The sequence below is a fragment of the Pseudomonas sp. LBUM1649 genome (assembly GCF_059716155.1).
In genome coordinates, this window is record NZ_CP166807.1 from 5,127,094 (window position 1) to 5,147,686 (window position 20,593).

The 20,593-nt window shown below is 53.0% G+C and carries 18 protein-coding genes and 1 pseudogene; 3 read left to right on the plus strand and 16 right to left on the minus strand.

The annotated features are described in order from the left end of the window. Window positions 1–14 precede the first annotated feature (14 nt). Entirely contained in the window at window positions 15–167 is a 153-nt protein-coding gene (locus ACA058_RS23650) for a hypothetical protein (RefSeq protein ID WP_497640035.1), read from the minus strand. On the opposite strand from ACA058_RS23650, the pseudogene ACA058_RS23655 reads away from it, so the two are divergent. Next, window positions 102–260, plus strand: a pseudogene (locus tag ACA058_RS23655) (IS3 family transposase); the annotation flags it as partial. The gene ACA058_RS23650 and the pseudogene ACA058_RS23655 sit on opposite strands and share 66 nt — an antisense overlap. A gap of 1,100 nt (window positions 261–1,360) precedes the next feature. After that, window positions 1,361–2,913 (plus strand): IS3 family transposase gene (locus ACA058_RS23660; RefSeq protein ID WP_497635176.1). Its coding sequence is split into 2 segments (ribosomal slippage): window positions 1,361–1,823 and window positions 1,823–2,913, totalling 1,554 coding nucleotides; the frame shifts between segments, so codons are not numbered across the junction. A gap of 386 nt (window positions 2,914–3,299) precedes the next feature. On the opposite strand, the gene ACA058_RS23665 is transcribed toward ACA058_RS23660, so the two are convergent. The 3 genes from ACA058_RS23665 to ACA058_RS23675 all read right to left on the minus strand — a co-directional run bounded on the left by ACA058_RS23665 (window position 3,300) and on the right by ACA058_RS23675 (window position 4,888). Next, window positions 3,300–3,701, minus strand: coding sequence for a DUF6957 family protein (locus ACA058_RS23665; RefSeq protein WP_497636149.1), 402 nt, complete (start codon window positions 3,699–3,701; stop codon window positions 3,300–3,302). 9 nt (window positions 3,702–3,710) lie between these two features. Beyond that, entirely contained in the window at window positions 3,711–4,061 is a 351-nt protein-coding gene (locus ACA058_RS23670) for a hypothetical protein (protein WP_497636150.1), read from the minus strand. A gap of 89 nt (window positions 4,062–4,150) precedes the next feature. Further along, a complete protein-coding gene (locus ACA058_RS23675; protein WP_497636151.1) occupies window positions 4,151–4,888 on the minus strand; it encodes a metallophosphoesterase in 738 nt (245 codons plus the stop codon). A 140-nt stretch (window positions 4,889–5,028) separates the two neighbouring features. Between ACA058_RS23675 and ACA058_RS23680 the strand changes: the two genes are divergently transcribed. Further along, window positions 5,029–5,565, plus strand: a complete 537-nt coding sequence (locus ACA058_RS23680; protein ID WP_497636152.1) for a helix-turn-helix domain-containing protein — start codon at window positions 5,029–5,031, stop codon at window positions 5,563–5,565. Window positions 5,566–6,528: 963 nt separating this feature from the next. Here the strand turns inward: ACA058_RS23680 and ACA058_RS23685 are convergent. From ACA058_RS23685 to plsX, 12 genes are all read right to left on the minus strand, one after another. Then, complete coding sequence (locus tag ACA058_RS23685; protein WP_497636153.1) at window positions 6,529–7,815, minus strand: site-specific integrase; 1,287 nt, start codon at window positions 7,813–7,815, stop codon at window positions 6,529–6,531. Then, a complete protein-coding gene (locus ACA058_RS23690; protein ID WP_497636154.1) occupies window positions 7,816–8,793 on the minus strand; it encodes a hypothetical protein in 978 nt (325 codons plus the stop codon). It lies immediately after the preceding gene. Between the two features lie 18 nt (window positions 8,794–8,811). After that, window positions 8,812–10,920 (minus strand): tyrosine-type recombinase/integrase, encoded by a 2,109-nt coding sequence (locus ACA058_RS23695; protein WP_497636155.1) that lies wholly within the window; start codon window positions 10,918–10,920, stop codon window positions 8,812–8,814. Continuing rightward, window positions 10,920–12,716 (minus strand): hypothetical protein, encoded by a 1,797-nt coding sequence (locus ACA058_RS23700; protein WP_497636156.1) that lies wholly within the window; start codon window positions 12,714–12,716, stop codon window positions 10,920–10,922. Before ACA058_RS23700 ends, ACA058_RS23695 begins: the two co-directional genes overlap by 1 nt. A gap of 191 nt (window positions 12,717–12,907) precedes the next feature. After that, window positions 12,908–13,543, minus strand: coding sequence for a dTMP kinase (tmk, locus tag ACA058_RS23705; protein WP_497636157.1), 636 nt, complete (start codon window positions 13,541–13,543; stop codon window positions 12,908–12,910). Between the two features lie 296 nt (window positions 13,544–13,839). Continuing rightward, window positions 13,840–15,156: an endolytic transglycosylase MltG gene (mltG, locus tag ACA058_RS23710; RefSeq protein ID WP_497636158.1), complete on the minus strand. Its 1,317-nt coding sequence runs from the start codon at window positions 15,154–15,156 to the stop codon at window positions 13,840–13,842. 3 nt (window positions 15,157–15,159) lie between these two features. Continuing rightward, a complete protein-coding gene (gene pabC, locus ACA058_RS23715) occupies window positions 15,160–15,975 on the minus strand; it encodes an aminodeoxychorismate lyase (protein ID WP_497636159.1) in 816 nt (271 codons plus the stop codon). Beyond that, window positions 15,975–17,219: a beta-ketoacyl-ACP synthase II gene (gene fabF / locus ACA058_RS23720; RefSeq protein ID WP_497636160.1), complete on the minus strand. Its 1,245-nt coding sequence runs from the start codon at window positions 17,217–17,219 to the stop codon at window positions 15,975–15,977. The genes pabC and fabF overlap by 1 nt, the downstream gene beginning before the upstream one ends. A gap of 109 nt (window positions 17,220–17,328) precedes the next feature. Beyond that, window positions 17,329–17,565, minus strand: a complete 237-nt coding sequence (gene acpP / locus ACA058_RS23725; protein ID WP_007987170.1) for an acyl carrier protein — start codon at window positions 17,563–17,565, stop codon at window positions 17,329–17,331. A gap of 191 nt (window positions 17,566–17,756) precedes the next feature. Then, window positions 17,757–18,500, minus strand: coding sequence for a 3-oxoacyl-ACP reductase FabG (fabG, locus tag ACA058_RS23730; protein ID WP_497636161.1), 744 nt, complete (start codon window positions 18,498–18,500; stop codon window positions 17,757–17,759). Between the two features lie 16 nt (window positions 18,501–18,516). Beyond that, window positions 18,517–19,455: an ACP S-malonyltransferase gene (gene fabD / locus ACA058_RS23735; RefSeq protein ID WP_497636162.1), complete on the minus strand. Its 939-nt coding sequence runs from the start codon at window positions 19,453–19,455 to the stop codon at window positions 18,517–18,519. Between the two features lie 125 nt (window positions 19,456–19,580). Beyond that, a complete protein-coding gene (gene plsX, locus ACA058_RS23740) occupies window positions 19,581–20,591 on the minus strand; it encodes a phosphate acyltransferase PlsX (RefSeq protein ID WP_497636163.1) in 1,011 nt (336 codons plus the stop codon). Between the last annotated feature and the right edge of the window lie 2 nt (window positions 20,592–20,593).

A 20,593-nucleotide genomic window follows, 5' to 3' on the forward strand; every position in this document is an offset into this window, starting at 1 on the left:
GAGCAAATACAGGATCAGGCTTTCGGATCATGGGCACCCACGCTGAACGTCACCACAGCCCGGATGATCAGCTCATCGCCCTCGAGGAAATAGCGCGGCGGATACCGACCACGGGCTACAGAACAGCTCAAGCAGCCCAGCGCGATATCAGCCACTTCTTGATGCATCGGTATAACTGGGTGCGGCCTCACCAATTCAACGATGGGTTGGTGCCAGCTCGGGCCGAGGAAAAACTTAACGTCGTGTCCGGGATTAGTTGACCACTACACAGCCGAATATCGGGGGGTTCATCTCCCACCTGGAGGCGCGGGCCCAATCAGCTGGTTGAGACGAATAACGAGGGTTTTATCTCTCGGCGCTCTAAGGCTATTTAAGTCTTAAAACGCGGGCATCAGACGAATATCAGGAGTTTCATCTCCCACCGGCTGGAGCGGGATAAATCAGCTGGCCGATACGAATATCGAGCGTTTCATCTCTCGACGCTCCATCGACGTTTGAGCCAGACAATGCGGGCCTGAGACGAATATCAGGAGTTTCATCTCCCATCTGAAGGCGCGGGCGAATAAGCTGGCGGATACGAATATCGAGAGCTCTGTCTCTCAATTCCAGGGTTGCTGACGCGCGCAACTCCGGGCCTCGGAGGAATATCGGGGTTTTCATCTCTCACCGGCTAGCGCGGGTCGGATTGCCTGGCTGGAACGAATATCGAGCGTTTCATCTCTCGGCTGTGTGGCTGTTTTTAACGATACAACAGCCAGTAACCGGCCATATAGTGTGCGCGTGATAGCCTCCACTCAGATGACAACGTTATGAGAATTCATCTTGAGCACACCCAGCGTACCTACCGATTTCACCGCACTGATCAGCGCGCCAAAATTTTCGGACGACCCTACTAGGCGCCGACAGAAGCAGCGGTGGCAGCTAATCGCTGGCGACATTTACAAAAGTACTTCCATTGAAGCCTTGCTTGAAGCCAGGGGCAAAGCTGAGGGATACATCCATGGCTTAGTGGATGCTGGGCATCTGTCTTCGAGAGACACCCACCGGGATTATCCAGTCCTGAGCATCTTCCGGCGGTGACGTGAGGTTCTATAGAAATTGCTGGCTGACTACGGATATTAAACACAGCCTACAGATTGAAGATGGCTGAAAATATGATGTGTACGGTGCAACAGTATCAGCGTCCTGTTGCGGCATTGAAACGTTGCTGAGCTACCCCATCAGCAACGTTCACCTGACCGAAGCAACTCGCGAAAACTGCGCCGCCCAAAATCTCGCAGGAAGCCCCCCGGTGTCAGGATAGTTGTCGCCTCTCCGATTTTTCCTGAAAAAGCATATCGGGGGCGGAAAGAGACTGGTCGTGCCGTACTATTCACCTGAACGCAGAGCCGCATTACTCAAGATGCTGCTTCCCCCGCTGAACCTGTCGATGGCCGAGGTTTCCCGGCGCGAAGGGGTCAGCGAAATGTCTTTGTCCAACTGGCGCAAGCAGCTCAGTTCTGAAGGAAGTGCAGTGTCCGAAAACAAGCCGTTCACCGAGAACTGGTCAGCCGAAACCAAGTTTGCTGTCGTCCTTGAAGCCGCCGGTTTGTCCGAGATCGACCTGGGCGAGTATTGCCGCCGCAAAGGCCTTTACCCCGAGCAAATCACTGCCTGGCGACAAGCCTTCATCACCGGCCAGAAATCGGACAAGGCCCAGCAAAAAGAAGATCGGGAGCAGTCTCGCAAAGATAAGAAACGCATCCAGGAACTTGAGCGCGAACTGCGCCGCAAAGACAAGGCGCTCGCTGAAACAGCTGCGTTGTTGGTGCTGCGAAAAAAGCTCAACGACTACTGGGGGACCGACAACGAGGACAACTGACGTCTTTGCCAGAACGGCAGTTACTCGTTGGCTGGCTGAGCAACGCGGTCGTGGCGGGAGCCAGAAAAATCAGGGCCTGCCGGGAAATCGGACTATCGCTGCGGACCTTGCAGCGGTGGACTGAAACAGACGTTATCCAGGCTGATGCCCGAACGACTGCCACACGGCCAACGCCGCGAAATGCGCTGAGCGAGGCTGAGCGACAGACCATTGTGACGCTGTGCAACAGCCCGGAGTACGCCCACCTGCCGCCGAGCCAGATTGTGCCGCGCCTGGCCGATCAAGGGCGCTATCTGGCGTCGGAGGCAACGTTTTATCGCGTCTTGCGAGCGACGGGTCAACAGCAACATCGAGGCCGTAGTCAGCGCCCCAGGCGGCACGCGGCCCCAACGACGCATGCGGCTGAAGCGCCCAATCAGGTGTGGTCATGGGACATCACGTATCTGCCGTCGCCGATACGCGGCCAGTATTACTACCTCTATCTGATCGAGGATATTTACAGCCGCAAGGCCGTGGGCTGGGAGGTCTACGACGCGGAAAGCGGCGAGAAAGCCGCCGTGCTGCTGCAACGCAGCGTGATCGGCGAGCAGTGTTTACACGAACCGCTGGTGCTGCACTCGGACAACGGAGCGCCGATGAAATCGGTGACGCTGTTGAGCAAGATGTACGAACTGGGCATCACGCCCTCGCGGGGCCGACCGCGGGTGAGCAACGACAATCCATACTCAGAGTCGTTGTTTAGAACGCTGAAATACTGCCCGCAATGGCCGCAGGATGGCTTTGCCAGTCTGGACGCCGCACGAGCTTGGGTGAGGGATTTCATGCGCTGGTACAACAACGAGCACCGGCATAGCCGAATCCGGTTCGTCACACCGGCTGAGCGGCATCGAGGACTGGACCATCAGGTCTTGGCCCGGCGACATGAGCTGTACGAACGAGCCAAGGAGAAAACGCCAGAACGGTGGTCGGGTCAGACACGTAACTGGGAGCCGATCGGCACCGTGTTGTTGAACCCCGATCGAGAGCAACAGGTCGAGAAAAGAGCGGCATAGTTAGACGGTTGATGCGACAACTACCTTGAAAAACGCCGAAGCTGCAGAGGACGTAGTTGCCATTTTGAGTTTCAAGAAGCCAGAAACGCCCCTCCTTTTGCGCCTTCTGAATTTTCCCCGTCCGAAGAAGACTGCCATCTGCTGGTCGAAAAGCATCACCTTGCGCAACGTGATCGAAGGACACCCCAACGCATGTGTCATCTGCTATGAAGACATCACTGACGAATGCGGTGACCGGTACCGAATACTTTCGGATGCTCGCTCGCCCGAGGCGGCACAGCTGAAAGTCGGTCAACTCTTTGCTATGAAATTCGACTTCCATGATTTCAGACATCCCGAAAATACTCCAAAACGAATCCAGATGATTTGCCGGCGCGTTTCACTCGTCAGGCCGACATCGAAAAAGCTGCACCGACGGAGGCCTCTTTTCTCTGACCTGAGCCCCAGAGGAGGTAGACGGTGTTCTTGGTTTCAAACAAACAGCCTTCGGTGAAGGATTTTCCGAAATAGCTGCGTACAAACATACTCGGCTCGAAACGACCAGTGCTGTGCAGGACTACTTCGTGAGCAAACAGCGTCGCAGGAAGCAGACCGAGGTTCGTCAGCTTTTCCTTTTCATCGGGCGTTACGGTGAGGTCGATCAAGATCCACTTCCGTACAATGCAGAATGCTTTACCTGGGAACGACCGTGCTGCCAAAGTGATCAGGTCTTCTTGCGAGCCACTCCAACCAGGAATTTCTTCTCCCGCGCCGTAAAAGAGCTGAGAGATTTCATCCAACGTCACCATAGTAAAATCTCAAATTGATTTAGGTTGAGGCGCGCTTGTATAGGTTTGCCCAGCCATGGTTACGAATTCGTAGATTGGTGGTTCTTTGTCAGAACTTTGCAATCTGATTTCGGAAAGCGGTTCCATCAGACGTTCATGCTGCCGGTTCATCCAAGGCGGCGAGATGAGGTATACCTTGGTGACAGCAAGAAACTCTGAATCGCCCGAATTGCAAATATTTTGAACCGATGCTGCGTCACAGACGAGGCGCGCGCTTGGCCCCATAGTCCCATCGAAAAACCCTACCCCTTCTATCAAGAAAGAATATTGGTTGTGACTAAGATCTACTGATTTCCACAGCAGGAGGTTTTCATCCGGCATTTTAAATCTTCCGTGCAGTTGACTCTCGTTTGTTCTGAACAAAACACTACTCCTGGCTGACGATTTATTTCTTTGGCGCTAATCTGAATTCAGATGGTAAGTATTAGGTCGTTTACAAAACCGGTCTCTTCAAAAGGATAGCCCCTCGGATTGGACGCATAGCGAATGCCTTCTATTGTTTTGTCGTAGCCGATGTGCGTATGTCCATGCAACCAAATTTCTATGTTGCATCCTGCAAACTCCTGCCAGTCATTGACATAAGCTGCAGCCAAATTCCCTAGTTCATACTTAATTCCAGGGGCACATTCGGGTAAAGGCGCATGATGTGTTACGACGACCGTCTTTCCTTGATATTTGGTGGACAAGTTCGAGAGCAACCAGTGTTTCGCAAATTGCGACTTTTGCTGGAGGTCTATTGGCTTGATGCGCCGATAATTAGCTCCCATTCGAATCTGCTTATAATCATTCATGGAAATCTGGGCGGTATGAAGCGCAGCTGTAACATTGTCTGTTGAGTAAAAATCTGTCCAGCCTGTTGTGCCAAGAAACCTTACGCCATCAATCACTACTTCATCGTTCTCTAAAACGTGAACATGAGGCAGCGCCTTCTCACGCATTTTTTCCAACGTTCGGTTTAGGTGGCCTTTGTAGAGTTCGTGGTTTCCAGCAACGTAGATCACCGGGCAGTGGAAGTTTTTGTTAGCCCATACCACCCCTCTGGCCAGTAGATCGATGTCCCCTGCCAACACGACAACATCTGCATCATGCGTAGCAGGCGAGAAGTCCTGGAACTCAAGGTGGAGGTCTGACAGCAAGTGAATTCTCATACCCTCACCTCCTTGGTAACAGTGTCAATTTATGGCTAATGTTTTACCTGAGTCGAAAAATAGACGAGCGTGAGCCGTGCAAAATCGAAAATTCGCCTCCCTAATCGCCATAAATTTCATCCGCCTAATATATACGGTCGATGAAATCGAAGCAACATGGCTTTATCCCTTCCTTTTGGGGATACATGATGTCAATGAGGCGCGCCTTCGCTGTCACGCTGCGAGCTCTGCGTAAAGCAAAGGGCATGAGCCAGGATGAATTCTCAGAAGCGATGGGGCGTCATTACACAAGCTGGCTTGAGAACGGAAATTCGAGCGTTACGCTTGATAAGCTAATTGGCATCGCTGCCGTTCTGAAAATCGAACCGCTTGTGATGATCGCTCTGTGCGAGTCCGTTCGGAAGGGACAGTCCATTCAGGAGACGATGAAGGGGGCTCTTGCCGACACTGACCTTCTCGGACAGAGCGGGTTGCTCGAAGCATTCCAGAATGAAGTTGACCGAGCTCAGAGTACAGAAGGCCTCTCCAATGAATCGCGTCAGAAAGTGATTGAAGTAAAGATCGAAGCCCTTCTACATACGGGCTTGGATCAGAAGAGTATTGCTAAAAACCTTGAGCTCAGCCCGGCAACAGTTTCCAGATACTGCAAAAAAATCAGGGAAAAAAATAACATCTAGGCCCAGCGCTTCCCCGACAGGGTCTCCCACTGGGCGACATTGCGACGACCGTAACGCAGTCGCATGTGAGCCCACTCGAAGCGGTCAAAACGTAGGCGACCCTAGAAGTCAGCCAGGAACTCGCAAAGGCTCTCCATCTGCATCCAGTATCCCTCCGGGCCCTTGATCATACAGCCCAAGACCAAAGATCCGCCGAGGAAATTCTGCATTTGGCTCTGAAAGAGTTAGATCAATTGGAACTGCTGGATGCACCTCTCCTCAGCTAGTCTGAGAAGCTATCCCATCCGCAGACGGTAGCTGCGGGAAAAAATGGGAAGCAGTCCAGGAGCGGAAAAAGAAGGTCGTAGCCAAGCTGAGGTTGTGGAGATTTTGGGATTGCCGAAATCAACGGTTGGAAGGCTGTGGCACAAAAAAATCCGTAGAAATAGCTTAGGAAAAAGCCTCTGGTACAGGCGAGCAGTGAAAAGGTTGTCCACGACTAAGCACTGTGATCGATATCACTCAAGCTGAGGCAGCAAGACAACTTAATTTCCCTGGCTCGACATGCTCAGACTGTGGATCAAGCTCGCGGCGGTCTTATGTGCGAGAAAGCGGAGAGGCTTGATGCTTTCAACATGAGCAAGTGCGCACGTTCCAAGATGGAAGGCGGAGATGATTAGGTTGAAGCCACTTGATACCAGAGCTTAGTTCTCAAGAGGTGAGGACACCTTAAGGGACATCGCTCAAATCGAATAGGCGATTGTTAGTGATTGCATCTGCGTTTGACTCATCGGGCGAACGAGAGACCAACTGATGTCCGAGTTCGTAAAAATTATGGCTTAGCCCCTGGATGACCTCTTGCTCATCACGGTGGGAGCGGCGAAGGCAGGAGGGTCACCACCGAGCAAACACGCGCTTTCGCCCTCCCCCCACTCAAGCTACCCTCGCCTTCGGCCTGATAGCGGATGGGGAACGACCGAGATGTCAGAGCAATGTGGGGGAATCCAAATACTGCTCAATGGTTTTGGATGGGTTCGTTACGAGTTCGTGGACAAAGCCCTCGTGAGCCAGCAATAACACCCTAGCGAGATCAAGGTAGTGGTTGTAGGTTGTAATCAGGTGAGCGTGTCCCATCTGGTTTTTTATGACCTGCATCGCGGCGGCATCACGCACCTCGCTCATTTGGCCCAGCAATGCTTTCTTGAAGCGCCGGATCAGGAAGATGGTGGGCCACCAATGCCGGGCATCATAGAATCGAATGGACTTTCGTATGGACGGATCTAGCCTTCGAGCACGCTCCCTCGCATCAACAGTACGGCGAGAAATCATCTTAGGCGTGACGGGTACACCTCGAGAGGACAAAAACAATATTGAGGGTGGGCAAGGCTTGCCGTAACGCTTCGCATACAACTCAGCACGGTGAGCGTAGTACTTTGTAATGTAGTGATCGTCGAGAGCCTTCAAGTCAAGTGTGTGAATGACAACATTACGAGACTTATCGCCTTTACCTTTTATAACTTTATAGTCTACCGTCTCGCCTTCGTAACGCATGTTTTCAAATGGCAAGATATGGGAATTTTCACCATTTCCTATATATGGAAAATTACAGAGCTCCATAGGTCTCATAGCCGTCCCAAGCGAAAGTTTGAACATCGCAGCGTAGACCGGATCGTTGTAACCCAAGATCAAACTCTTCATTTCATGATTTGTGGGCAAAGAGTAAGATCGAGTTTGGTTAAACTCTCTATCGAGCGCACGCACGCCTCGACCATCGAGGGTAGTCAGGGCTTGTTTCTTGATGTGGGCCAACAGCTGTTCATCTTTAAAGTCTGGCTGCCATGTTGTGTACTCGAAATTTACACAGCTTGGATACCCCTTCTTTCCAAGCCACTCAAAAAACTTATAAATAATCTTCCCATCGTCCACGATAGTCTCAGTGCTTGGTCTCGACGACTGCGCAGAAACCCGATCAATTTCTCTCTGTACCTGCCAATCCTTTATATCCTGGTTATCAACAAGGGAGTGATAGCTTGACACCGAAACATCAAGATACTTATCAAGCGGCGAAAGAAACCGGTAAAACATGGAAATGAGATTGGAATATTTATTTGATGTAGCCATTGACGAACTTACATCTTGCAGATAAAGATTCGCATGACTAAGCATTGTCATCTTACTCTTACGCTTGGCAATGAGCACGTAATGGGTTCTGATCCTTCCAGGATTGAAAACATCCGGATAGGTCAGCTGTCTCCTCAATATGGAAATCATTTAATCTCCTTGAGTGACTCTGAAGATCGTCACTCTGTCATACCCATCATGGATGGTAGGCAAAGATTCTCGTGCTGAGGCCTTGAACTCAAATTCGGGAATGTTCCTGAACAAAAATCCACGCTGCGCGTTGATAATAGCCTCACTCTCACAATGGGGAGCGTAGAGCTCCAAGGGCATCGCCCCTTTCAGACTTTGGATGAACTCCTTGAGATCAATTCGAGAGTAGATCGGCAAATTTATTATCACGATTGAGGTGCTATCTGAAAAGTTCCGATTAATAAATTTCTCAAATGAACAAAGGTACCGCTCTTGAAATACTACCACCCTAATTGTGACTTTCCTCAGAATCTTTAGCACTTTTTGCTGCATGGCGTTGATCGCTTTGTCCTTCAGTGCCAGGTAGGCTTCAGGATCACTGCCGTTTGCAAAACTTGCAATGGCAGCAGCCAGGTCTGGCTTGAAAATATGGACGTCTAAATTTTTACTGCGCGCAGGTGGTGGGATCGACTCAGAATTGCTATTGGCCAAGGTTAACTCGACTTCCTTCTCATCCAACTCACGCTTAAGCACTTCGATATGCAGTGCCTTCTTCCGCAGCGCCGCAGTCAACTCTTTAGCGCGATGAGTAAGAATATCGCTAGTCATCAAAGAAGTGAGGATATTATTTTCGAACTGCTCAAACCTTGTGTCCTGTGAAGAGCGTACTTCTTGAAGCTCCGCCTCGACATCCCTCAGCAACTTCTGGATCTGCAATATAACTTTAGAGGTATCAACCCCTTGTCTGAGCAAAAGCTCATCAACGTTTCGCTGCCCAGTGATAAACGGCTTCAAATGCAAATAATTCTTATGAAAGGCTTGGCGGGATATCCCTGCACGCTCGGAAACCACCGCTATGGTCAGCTTATCTCTCTCTCCACTCAAAAAGTGCTCACAGATGACCGAGACAATTCTCTCTTCAGTGTCAGTTATGCTCACGATATAGAACCTCCCCGGTCATTCTAAAAGCCTGTGACTTATGTTCCTGGCAGCAGAGGCCAGTAGCTCACCAAGCAATCTTTCATTTATTGAAATCTTATGCTCCAGTTCCTTAACTGCCTCAGGCCTAAGTTTTGTTTTATTGACGAGTATAGTTCTGTAGAACTTTAGATTATGCTCAAGCGCCTCTTTTGACCCCTGAAGAATCAAATTGTGTTCGCAATGGATCTGACAGCTGGAAAAATCTGGCCTGACCGGAAAAGTCAAGTTGGGCATTGCTGCCAGACAGGGGGGAAGTTCGCCTGTACCATGATAGGTATGGGACATGCAGATAGTCCCGATGGAGGTACGTTGAATGTGAAACGATGAACCTCCTTCAAATAGATGTTTGACATACTGCATGACCGTTGTTTTCAACACCGTGCCAGAAAAAAGATCCGGTCGTTTATTAATCTGATCAGCGACCCGGTGAGCAGCATCACCGGCGTAGACACCAGTATGAATGGCACGTACCACATCTACAAAATCATCAGCAAAATGTTCTTTTAGAGTATCAACGACCGAGGACACCAAGAAAGGATTACGAGCGATATAGCGCAGAGTCATGATATATGAGCTATGTCCAAATATCATACGGATCACGTCAATATTAGCCTCAGACTCATTGATTAGCAGTTCCGCAATAGTCTTGCGGAATCGATGGATATGCAGTTGAGGCACACCAGTTTCCCGCCCTACATTCCGCGCAACCCTCGCGATCATGCGGTCTGTCCTATTGACAGTGACGTTACCTGATGCCGGTTGAAAAATATAACCTTTCAAATAATAACCACCAAACTTTCTAATTTTCTTATATGACTCTATCGACTCCCCCAGATAATCAGGAATAGTAATATGGTCAGCATCTCCTAAAAAATTAGGATCTGTGCTTGTTTTATACCTCGCAAAAGATACTCGCCAGATCCCATCAGCCCCACACTCGACATCGTCGAACTGCAGGGCGGCCATTTCTCTTTTTCGCATTCCCGTCAATAAAGAAAAGAGAATGAATATCGCATTCCGCACCCGGTCGACCGCAGCGCGATATTTATCTCTCCAGCTATATGTAATTCTAACGTACTCGCAACGACGCCCTGATGATGTAGTAACCCGCTGGACTGTAGTCGAACAGCCGAAACCTAAAATTTCAACACCCTTCACCTGCTGTCCCAGAACCTGCTCATAACGCTCATCACAACGACTAACAGTGGATGGTTTTTTCTTCGATAATTTTGGGTGATCCGAAATATATCGTTGTACACTCTCAATAACAGGGATAGCGTCATCAATCCAAAAATATGCGTAGCTCAGCAAATGGCCCAGTTCGTCGTCTGAAAATGGTTTCCATCCGACAGAATTAGAGGCAATGAAATCATAAACATCCTTCCTTCTCTCGAAAGTATCAATCTCATTGATATCAACATCCAAACAAAATTCGTCAGGAATGAGGCGCTGAGCCGATATCGCCAGCCAAAAATTTATATAGAAGAAAAGCATTGAATACGAATGTGGGTATGCTTGAGCCTTGCAATCATCAAGCGCGTGATTCAACATATCCGCACTTATAATTGACGCAAAGTCCGTCACACCACTCAGCCGATTCTCTTCAAATACGAAGCGCTGCACATACTTGAATGCATCCGCATAGTTCATCGACGATACGTAACTTCTTATAGTTCCGAAAGGATTTGTGGATGGCAAAAAATAGTATGATATTGCCCGCTTTAATGATTGCAAATCCTGAGGAGCATTTTGAATCAAAATTGAGACCTCACAGTATTCGCCCCCCTCCATCAAGATCCAGCGACCTTGATTGTAGGATGAATATACTGAAACTGGAAAATCGCCAGATGGAGCGGCAGCCAACTTAAATTTCAAGCCACCTTTTCGTTGAGGTTTGGATTCATGCTCTAGAGACGAAATTTCTTTATCAGATACCTCATCAACCACCAAACTACTAGAATGTCCATGGGATGCCTCATAGAGCTCCTCAAAATAGGCGTTGGCTGCCTGACGAGCTTCAAGATCAATCTCTTCCATTAATTTTTTGAAGTCGTCGTCATCGTCTTTATCAATGGAGTCCATCATCAATCCTCGATATAAGCGACGAGAGATTTAAGATCCAAAGGCAGCAGTGCCTCAAACCTTCTGCGGTACTCCTTTGCTAGCTCAAGCGCACTTTTGTTACCCCAGGAGTCCAGAACATGACGAAGCACCACAAGCTCATTGGCATAGATGTGATGAGCAAGAGGATCCCTTTCAATCTGGAGCTCCAAGGTGGTTGCCCGCTCCATCAGAAAAGGCAATGAATCCTCCAGCACGCACCATTTGTCGCAGCAATTGCACTTATCAAGACGCGTACAGCGCGCTCCTGGAGGCAATGACTGGCTGCCAGGGTATGAGGGATTCCAAGAGTCCATACACGCCCACAAAGCACGCTCATGCCCCATTACAGTCAAGATTCTGAAGCGGGCCGAAGTGCCACCATTGGATTCTCGATTAGCTATAAAGCCTTTGAACTGACCGCCTTGGCTTTTTTCGATGAAAGTCTGTTGAAACGCGTGAAAGCGCTTTCTTCGATCCGCCATGGCGTAAACAGAACGATCGTAATGGGTATCTGTGGTGACAGGGTCGGAATGGCCATAGATCAGGGCTGTGAGGGCCACAGGGTGCTTATGGAGCTGCTTGTTGCTCTGGAGGGAGGTCACCCGCAACCGATTTTGGAGATCTGCTCCAGTTACAAGCGGAACGCCGTTATCTACGAGCTTCGCATCAGCCAAAAATCCCCTCACTCCCACATTCCAATGCATTTGTTTGTCTAAAGAATGGATTCGCTCAGATGGACTCCACGGTAACCTTGGATCCGCAAGAAAAAGGAATGGGGAGCTAAGGCGACAATCGTCCACTTCGACGCTAGCATCCCTTTTCAAAAGGTCGCGACATTTTTTGGACAAAGTTCCGGCCAAGTGGATCAAATTGAAGCCTGAATAAACGTCGGATCGGCTACTTGTCGCAAACATAGCCTTCGGTTTTTCGTATGTCTCACCTTGCCCTTGCGATTTTACTTTTTGAGACAACAACAATACAGAATCGTCATGTGCAAGCTCTGAAATAGGATGCAGATAATCATCGATATCCAAAGCGAGCACCACTTCCTTGTTCCACCCCAGTTGCCGCTGAATAAACATGGCCAAAGAGGCTTGATCTTGTGAGGTTGGATACATAAGCTTAAACAGCTCAACCAATTCGATGGAGTCTGGGGCACGAAACCTTAGAAACCCTTTATAAATACAGCAAGACAAGACAAATTCTAAAGGTGTTCTTCCTGTCGAGCTCAGCGATGAAGTCCGCGCATCCTCGGAGCAAGCGTCGATCTGTGCGTTGCACATATGAAAAGGATATCCCTCGTACGCTAAGGTAGCGGCAGCTCGCACAGGATCGATTACCCAACTGGAACGCTGTCCGCGTCTTAAGCTATAGAGCTCGCGACAAATATCCCACACTTCCCACTTATCGTAAGGCCGAGCAACTGCCACAGCTTCTTTAAACTTCAACTTATCCAGCAGCCGCTTGACTTCCTTATGCATTACTTCATAGAAGTCTTGATCAGCAGTGTCACTCAATGGCTCAGAAGGTGTAGTTGCGGGCTCTTCGATTCTGCGGAGCTTTAAATGGGGCATCCCATCGTCGTATTTGCGCGCGATGAGCTTGAAGGCTGAGCGCAACCGAATGGCCAAATATATCCGGCGTTCGCTCCGCCGAAGATATTCCTCAAATACGGAATACTCTTCAACACCCACATCGCTCAATGACTCGATTCGCAATTCAGGCACCACAGTGCCGTTATATTTCGATGTGAAATCGAGGAAGGCATTGACGGCCATGCGGAGCTCATAGCCTTTCGCATATGAAGTCATTCTTACACCACGTACAAATACGTAGTGCAGACCCGCATGGAGAGGCAGAGATAAGTCGAAATCTTCTCTGCCCAGATAATTCGATTGGATTGTGACTTGGTCGGTCGAGGTTGAGCTTGTTTCACTGCGATACAAGGTTAAGTATCGCATGACGACACCTACGCAAGCTTCGCCAGCAAGTCATCAACTACCGCGAGTACTTGGCTACTCACGGCCTCAAACGACTGAGACGCATCAACAACGACAAATGTCTCAGGCGACTCTTCTGCTTGACGCAAGAAACCCTCCCGAGCCCTTGCAAGGAATTCTCGCTGCTGCATTTCCATACGATCAAGCCCTTCACCTCGGGATGCCACTCTCTTCATGCCGACTTCTGGATCTACATCCAGAATGATGTTGAGGTCAGGTGCAAATCCCTCAAGAGCGAAGCTATTGATGCTCTGAACTAGACTCAGAGGTATTCCCCGGCCATAGTGCTGGAACGCGATGGTTGCCGGCGTGAAGCGATCACATATCACAATCATTCCAGCTTCAATCGCAGGAATGATCTTTTCCTTTAGATGCTGAGCCCTCGCAGCTGCGAACAATAACAGCTCAGTGGTATCACAGAGCTCAGGAGTTTCTGGGTCGAGTACCACCTCACGGATCTTTTCACCAATCCGAGTACCTCCAGGCTCACGAGTGATAACAACCTGGTGGTTTTGAAATTCCAAGTACTCTTTGATCGCGCGGATGACCGAAGACTTGCCTGCTCCGTTGTTACCATCGCACACGATCAGGCAACCTTTTGCCATTTGCTTGTCCCGCTATCTGGTTAGTCGAAGTGAAGGAAGTAGTTTACAGGGTGGTAGAAGAAAATGTATCCGTCAAGCCACCACTCCCCCACCCGGACGCAGGCCTTCCCTCCGGCTACGGGTTGCGTTGGGCGAAAGATGGCTATGGCTTGATGGGAGGGGGCGATTCTAGTTGACGTTTTCGCTAAGGAGCGTTTACTGGAGTAGGTTTACACTGGAACCAAAGGGAATATAAGGCGCCTTCCGGGCCTTCCAGCGTAATAAACAAGCCAGTCACAGGCAGTCCTTAGTCAGATTCATTGCGGGCTTTGCGATGTTGTTGCATTCGGTTCCGTTTGCGGTTCCGTTTGCGGCACCGGCTCCGGTTTCGGCGCGGCTGCAGGTTCAAGCGCGGGTTCTTGCGCTGGCTCCGCAGGTGCAGCCTCGGGCGCCGTGTCGGGCGAAGCCGCCGGGACAGGGGGCTGGGCCTCGGGGGCCTCCGGTTGCGCCGCCTCAGGTTGCGCCGCCTCAGGTGCCACAGTCTCGAGTTCCACAGCCTCGGTTTGCGGCGCCTGGGCATCCCGCGCCTCGGGCGTGGTCACCGGCGCGGGACTGGAACGGTAATCGGCACGACGTTTGAGCTGGAACTCTCGCACGGCGTTGTTGTGCGCGTCCAGATCATCGGAAAACACATGGCTGCCATCACCGCGAGCCACGAAGTAAAGGCTGGTGCCCTCCACCGGATTCAGCGCCGCGTGGATGGCTTCGCGGCCGACCATGGCAATCGGGGTCGGCGGCAGACCGGAAATCATATAGGTGTTGTAAGGGGTCGCTTCCTTGAGATGGGCGCGGGTCAGCCTGCCGTTGTACCGGTCACCCAGGCCATAGATCACCGTCGGGTCTGTTTGCAACAGCATGCCGATCGCCATGCGACGCACGAATACACCGGCAATCTGCCCGCGCTCCTGTGGCACGCCGGTTTCCTTCTCCACCAGCGAGGCCATGATCAGCGCCTGATAGGGTCCGGAGTAAGGCAGGTCGGCCGCACGCTGATTCCACTCCTTGGCCAGCACTTCGTCGAGACGGTCGTAAGCTGTTTTCAGCAGCTCGGTGTCGGTCATGCCACGCACGAAGCGGTAAGTGTCGGGGAAGAATCGCCCTTCAGGAAAAATCCCGCTATGGCCGAGCTTGTCCATGACCTGGCTATCGCTCAACCCGTTCAGGGTTTGCTCAAGCTTTTCTTCCTTGGCCAGAGCCGCACGGACCTGGTGGAAATTCCAGCCTTCGACCAGGGTCAGGCTGTACTGCACCATTTCCCCGCGCTTCCACAGATCGATAAGACCTTCGACGGTCATGCCGGGCTTCATGCGGTACTCACCGCTGTGCAACGGCTGTTTAGGCAAGTTGAAGCGCCAATAGACGCGCAGCCAGAAGGCGTCCTTGATGACACCATCGGCTTCCATCCGCAGGAAGGTGCGGTTCGGGGTGGTGCCCTTGGGCACCTCCAGCAGTTCTTCCTGTGTAATATTCAGCGGTTGCACCAGTGCCGAATGAATTTTCCAGGCAGAAGCACCCAACATCAGCCCCGCCAGAACCAGTCCGGTTTCCAGCAGCAGCAAGAATTTACGTCTCACGTATCAAGCATCCAGTAGCGCGCGGGCAATGGTTTGGAGTTTACGGGTGAGCGGCCCAACCGGCCAGCTCAGTGCGGCATAGGCGCGCACCGGCCAAACGCCATACACGCTGTTGCAGACAAAGACTTCGTCAGCGCCTTGCAGCTGCTCGAGCGTGATATCGGTGATTTGTATGGGGATGCCCAAAGATTCGGCCTGAGACAACAACTCGGCACGCATCACACCTTCTACGCCGCAGCAGCTCAGATCCGCTGTGATCAACACGCCGTCTTGCACCAGGAACAAGTTGCTGAACACGCCCTCGATCACGCGACCGGCCTGATCGAGCATCAAGCCTTCGGCATGTTCGGTGTCCTGCCATTCGGCGCGCGCCATCACCTGCTCAAGACGGTTCAAGTGCTTGAGACCTGCGAGAAGGGGTTGCAAGGAAAGTCGTGTGGTGCACGGGAACAGGCGAATGCCCTGCTCTGCATGGGCGTCCGGGTAAACCGCAGGAGGATTACCCGACAGGATACGACGGGCCTGGGCCGAAGGATCGAAAGCGTAACCGCGCAGGCTGTCGCCGCGTGTAACGATCAGCTTGAGCACACCTTCGTTCAGTTGCTCGGCATAGGTCAACAATTCCGCGACCACAGCACCATGATCCAGATTGATTGCCAACCGCCGGCAGCCCCTGGCCAGCCGCACCATATGACGATCCAGCAAGACCGGAAAGCCATCATGCACGGCGATGGTCTCGAACAGACCGTCGCCGTAGGCCAGGCCGCGATCCTTCAGCGACAATGCGTCAGCCGGCTGACCGTCGACCCAGCTGTCCATCAGCCTGCGAACCGGCGGAACACCAGCGAGCCGTTGGTGCCGCCAAAACCGAAGGAGTTTGACAAGACCACATCGATATCCATGTTACGCGCGGTGTGTGGCACGAAGTCGAGGTCGCAGCCTTCGTCCGGCTCGTCGAGGTTGATGGTCGGTGGCGCCACTTGGCTGTTGATCGCCAGCACGCTGAAGATGGCCTCGACCGCGCCCGCCGCGCCCAGCAAGTGCCCGGTCATCGACTTGGTCGAACTGACGGCCATCTTGTAGGCGTGCTCGCCAAACACCGACTTGATCGCATTGACTTCAGCGAGGTCGCCAGCGGGCGTCGAGGTGCCGTGGGCGTTGATGTACTGCACTTGATCGCCATTGATTTTGGCGTCACGCAGCGCATTGGTGATGCAGCGCGCAGCCCCGGCGCCATCGGCTGGCGGCGAAGTCATGTGGTAGGCGTCGCCACTGGTACCGAAACCGATCAGTTCGGCATAGATGGTCGCGCCGCGGGCCTTGGCGTGTTCCAGCTCTTCCAGAACCAGCGCACCGGAGCCATTGGACAATACAAAGCCATCACGGCCCTTGTCCCATGGACGGCTGGCGCGGGTCGGCTCGTCGTTGCGGGTCGACAGTGCGCGGGAGGCGCCAAAACCGCCCATGCCCAGGCCGCAGGCTGCCATTTCGGCGCCGCCGGCGATCATCACGTCGGCTTCGTCGTACATGATGTTGCGAGCAGCCATGCCGATGCAGTGCGTACCGGTGGTACACGCCGTGGCGATGGCATAGTTAGGTCCCTGTGCCCCCAGATGGATGGACAGGAAACCGGAAATCATGTTGATGATCGAGCCAGGCACGAAGAACGGAGAAATCCGTCGCGGACCGGTCTCATGCAAGATGCGACTGGTTTCTTCGATGTTGGTCAGTCCACCAATACCCGACCCCATGGCGACGCCGATGCGCTCACGGTTGGCGTCGGTCACTTCCAGACCGGCATGGCGCACTGCCTGAAAACCTGCGGCCAGACCGTACTGAATGAACAGGTCGAGCTTGCGAGCTTCCTTGACCGACAGGTATTCCTCGACATTGAAGCCCTTTACCGAGCCGCCAAAACGGGTGGAATAGGCAGAAAGGTCGGTGTGTTCGATCAGACCAATGCCACTGCGGCCAGCCAGAATGCCCTGCCAGCTGCTTGGCACATCAGTGCCCAGTGGCGACAACATACCCATACCGGTGACTACGACGCGTCTACGCGACACAGCACTCTCCTTTTTTCAAATGACGACTTTGCATCAGGCCTAAAGAAAAAACCGCACGCCATGATGGCAGTGCGGTTTTTCCATGACAGCGAGCAACGATTACAAACTATTACGCCTGGTGGGCAGTAACGTAGTCGATTGCAGCTTGTACAGTAGTGATCTTCTCAGCTTCTTCGTCAGGGATTTCGGTCTCGAATTCCTCTTCCAGAGCCATCACCAGCTCAACGGTGTCAAGGGAGTCAGCACCCAGGTCTTCAACGAAGGAAGCAGTGTTGACCACTTCTTCTTCTTTAACGCCCAGTTGCTCGGCAACGATTTTCTTGACGCGCTCTTCGATGGTGCTCATACCTTGTTTTCACTCCTAATGGACAAATTCAGGCAGCTGGCCAGTGGGTAAGTGTATAGAAAGACTTTTCAGCTTTTCAACTGAAAGCTTCACTCCTCAAACCCGGTGACCCGCTGCCTATAAATAGATTGCAGCTTTATAACGGATTTTAGACAGCTCGTATGACATTTTTTTGAAACGATCCGTCACATTTAACTCATGTACATCCCACCGTTCACCGGGATTGTAGCCCCAGTAACGTAAGCCGCACCGTCAGACGCAAGAAAAGCGACCACAGACGCGATCTCTTGAGCTTGCCCCAGACGACCCAGCGGAATCTGCGTCTGCAGGGCTTCACGCTGTGCCTCGGGCAGTTCGCGGGTCATATCGGTATCGATGAACCCTGGGGTCACCGAGTTTACCGTAATCGAACGCGAACCGACTTCACGCGCCAGTGAGCGGCTGAAACCTTCCAGGCCGGCCTTGGCGGCAGCGTAGTTTACTTGGCCTGCGTTGCCCATGGCACCCACAACCGAGCCAATACTGATAATTCGTCCCCAACGGGCCTTGGTCATACCGCGCAAAACGCCCTTGGACAGGCGGAACAGACTGTTCAGGTTGGTATCGACGACGTCATGCCACTCGTCGTCTTTCATGCGCAGCATCAGGTTATCGCGGGTGATGCCGGCATTATTGACCAGGATCGCCGGCGCACCAAACTGCGCCTGAATGCTTGCCAGGACAGCCGCCACGGACTCGTCGCTAGTGACATTGAGCTCGAGGCCAGTGCCCTGAATGCCGTTTTCCTTCAGGGTGGCGGCAATGCGCTCGGCACCAGAAGCTGTGGTCGCGGTGCCAACAACGATGGCGCCCTGACGACCCAGTTCCAGGGCGATAGCCTGGCCGATACCGCGGCTCGCACCGGTGACCAGTGCAACTTTACCTTGCAGACTCATGCAAGCTTCTCCTGATTCAGGCCAGCGCTGCACGGGCGGCAGCGAAAGCGTCTGGGGTATTGAGATTGGAAGTCGATACGCCTTCGGCGCAGCGCTTGTTCAGACCGGCCAGTACTTTGCCCGGGCCGCATTCGACCAGATTGGTCGCGCCTTTGGCGACCAGGGTCTGCACGGATTCTACCCAGCGTACTGGCTTGTACAGTTGCTCGAGCAGATCACGCTTGAGGGTTTCCAGATCCGCCGGCACCTGGGCGCTGACGTTCTGTACGACCGGGATCTGCGGGGCCTGCCAATCAATCGCTGCGATCGATTCGGCGAAACGCTCGGCCGCCGGACGCATCAGTTCGCAGTGCGACGGCACGCTGACCGGCAACGGCATGGCGCGCTTGGCGCCACGCGCCTTGCAGCCTTCAATGGCACGCTCGACCGCCGCCTTGGCACCGGCAATGACCACTTGCCCCGGGGAGTTGAAGTTGACCGCGCTGACCACTTCGCCTTGCGCCGCTTCGGCACAGGCAGCCAGTACGTCAGCATCTTCCAGGCCGAGGATGGCAGCCATGCCGCCCTGCCCGACCGGCACCGCTTCCTGCATCAGCTGGCCACGGCGCTCGACGAGCTTCACCGCGTCAGCCAGGCTCAAGCTGCCAGCAGCTACCAGAGCGCTATATTCGCCCAGGCTGTGACCGGCCACATAAGCCGGGCGCGCGCCGCCTTCAGCCAGCCACAGACGCCACAGGGCGATCGAAGCGGTCAGAATCGCCGGTTGGGTTTTATCGGTCTGGTTGAGTTGTTCTTCCGGCCCTTGCTGGGTCAGTGCCCACAGGTCGTAACCCAGAGCATCGGAAGCTTCTTTGAACGTTTCGAGGACGACCGGGTGTTGCGCGCCCAACTCGGCCAGCATGCCGAGGGACTGCGAACCCTGTCCCGGAAAGACGAATGCGAGGGAAGCAGACATGTAACAAGCCCCTAATGATCTTGTCGTCGGAGAATTGGCGTCCCGCTATGGGGACGCAAGAAACTGACAGTTGGATGGCCAATTGAACCAAGCGGTCACATTTAAGCATTGTCCGACGAAAACGCCTAAAGCAACAAATCCTCCAGACGACCGTGGATGCGTTCCGGCAGGTTTTCCTGGATCTCGATCAGAGCACGGGAAATGGCACTTTGAAAGCCCTGCACCCCTGCAGAACCGTGACTTTTTACGACAATCCCCTGCAAACCGAGGAAGCTCGCGCCGTTATGTCGGGCAGGTGCCAGGTCGGCTTGCAGGCGCCTCATCAATGGCAAGGCCAAGGCTCCGACCATGCGTGACGGCAGGCTTTTCTTGAACAACGCCTCGATGCGCCCGGCAATCATGGTGGCCAGCCCCTCGCTGGACTTGAGCAGGATGTTGCCGACAAAACCATCACACACCACCACGTCCGCTTCGCCGCGGTACAAACCGTCCCCCTCGACAAAACCGATGTAGTTGATGCCACGGGCACTCTGCAACAAGGTCGCAGCCAGCTTGACCTGCTGATTGCCCTTGATGTCCTCGGTGCCGATGTTCAGCAATGCCACGCGCGGACGCACGATGCCCAGGGTTTCCGCAGCAACCGAGCCCATCACCGCGAACTGCAACAGATGCTCGGCGCTGCAATCGACATTGGCGCCCAGGTCGAGCAACTGGCAATAACCTTTCTGCGTCGGGATTGCCGCCACCATGGCCGGCCGATCAATGCCCGGCAAGGTCTTGAGCACAAATCGTGACAACGCCATCAGCGCCCCGGTATTACCGGCACTGACACAGGCCTGGACCTTGCCATCGCGCAGCAACTCAAGCGCCACGCGCATCGACGAGTCGGGTTTGCCGCGCAGGGCCTGGGCAGGTTTTTCGTCCATGGCGATGACTTCGGACGCCGGAGCAATCGTCAGGCGCGCGCGATCCACAGCCGATTGGCCAGCGATCAATTCTTCAAGGAGGGAGGGTTGACCGACGAGGGTCAGGTGCAGCGAGGGTGTGGCAGACAGGCAAGCAAGGCTGGCCTGGACAATGCTGCGGGGACCGAAGTCCCCGCCCATTGCGTCAATCGCGATGACTTGAGCGGACAAGT

Coding starts and splice junctions, on each gene's coding strand:
- ACA058_RS23650 (WP_497640035.1), bottom strand. CDS start 167: ATGCATCAAGAAGTGGCTGATATCGCGCTGGGCTGCTTGAGCTGTTCT.
- ACA058_RS23665 (WP_497636149.1), bottom strand. CDS start 3,701: ATGGTGACGTTGGATGAAATCTCTCAGCTCTTTTACGGCGCGGGAGAA.
- ACA058_RS23670 (WP_497636150.1), bottom strand. CDS start 4,061: ATGCCGGATGAAAACCTCCTGCTGTGGAAATCAGTAGATCTTAGTCAC.
- ACA058_RS23675 (WP_497636151.1), bottom strand. CDS start 4,888: ATGAGAATTCACTTGCTGTCAGACCTCCACCTTGAGTTCCAGGACTTC.
- ACA058_RS23680 (WP_497636152.1), top strand. CDS start 5,029: ATGAAATCGAAGCAACATGGCTTTATCCCTTCCTTTTGGGGATACATG.
- ACA058_RS23685 (WP_497636153.1), bottom strand. CDS start 7,815: ATGATTTCCATATTGAGGAGACAGCTGACCTATCCGGATGTTTTCAAT.
- ACA058_RS23695 (WP_497636155.1), bottom strand. CDS start 10,920: ATGATGGACTCCATTGATAAAGACGATGACGACGACTTCAAAAAATTA.
- ACA058_RS23700 (WP_497636156.1), bottom strand. CDS start 12,716: ATGGCCGTCAATGCCTTCCTCGATTTCACATCGAAATATAACGGCACT.
- tmk (WP_497636157.1), bottom strand. CDS start 13,543: ATGGCAAAAGGTTGCCTGATCGTGTGCGATGGTAACAACGGAGCAGGC.
- pabC (WP_497636159.1), bottom strand. CDS start 15,975: ATGGACAGCTGGGTCGACGGTCAGCCGGCTGACGCATTGTCGCTGAAG.
- acpP (WP_007987170.1), bottom strand. CDS start 17,565: ATGAGCACCATCGAAGAGCGCGTCAAGAAAATCGTTGCCGAGCAACTG.
- fabG (WP_497636161.1), bottom strand. CDS start 18,500: ATGAGTCTGCAAGGTAAAGTTGCACTGGTCACCGGTGCGAGCCGCGGT.
- fabD (WP_497636162.1), bottom strand. CDS start 19,455: ATGTCTGCTTCCCTCGCATTCGTCTTTCCGGGACAGGGTTCGCAGTCC.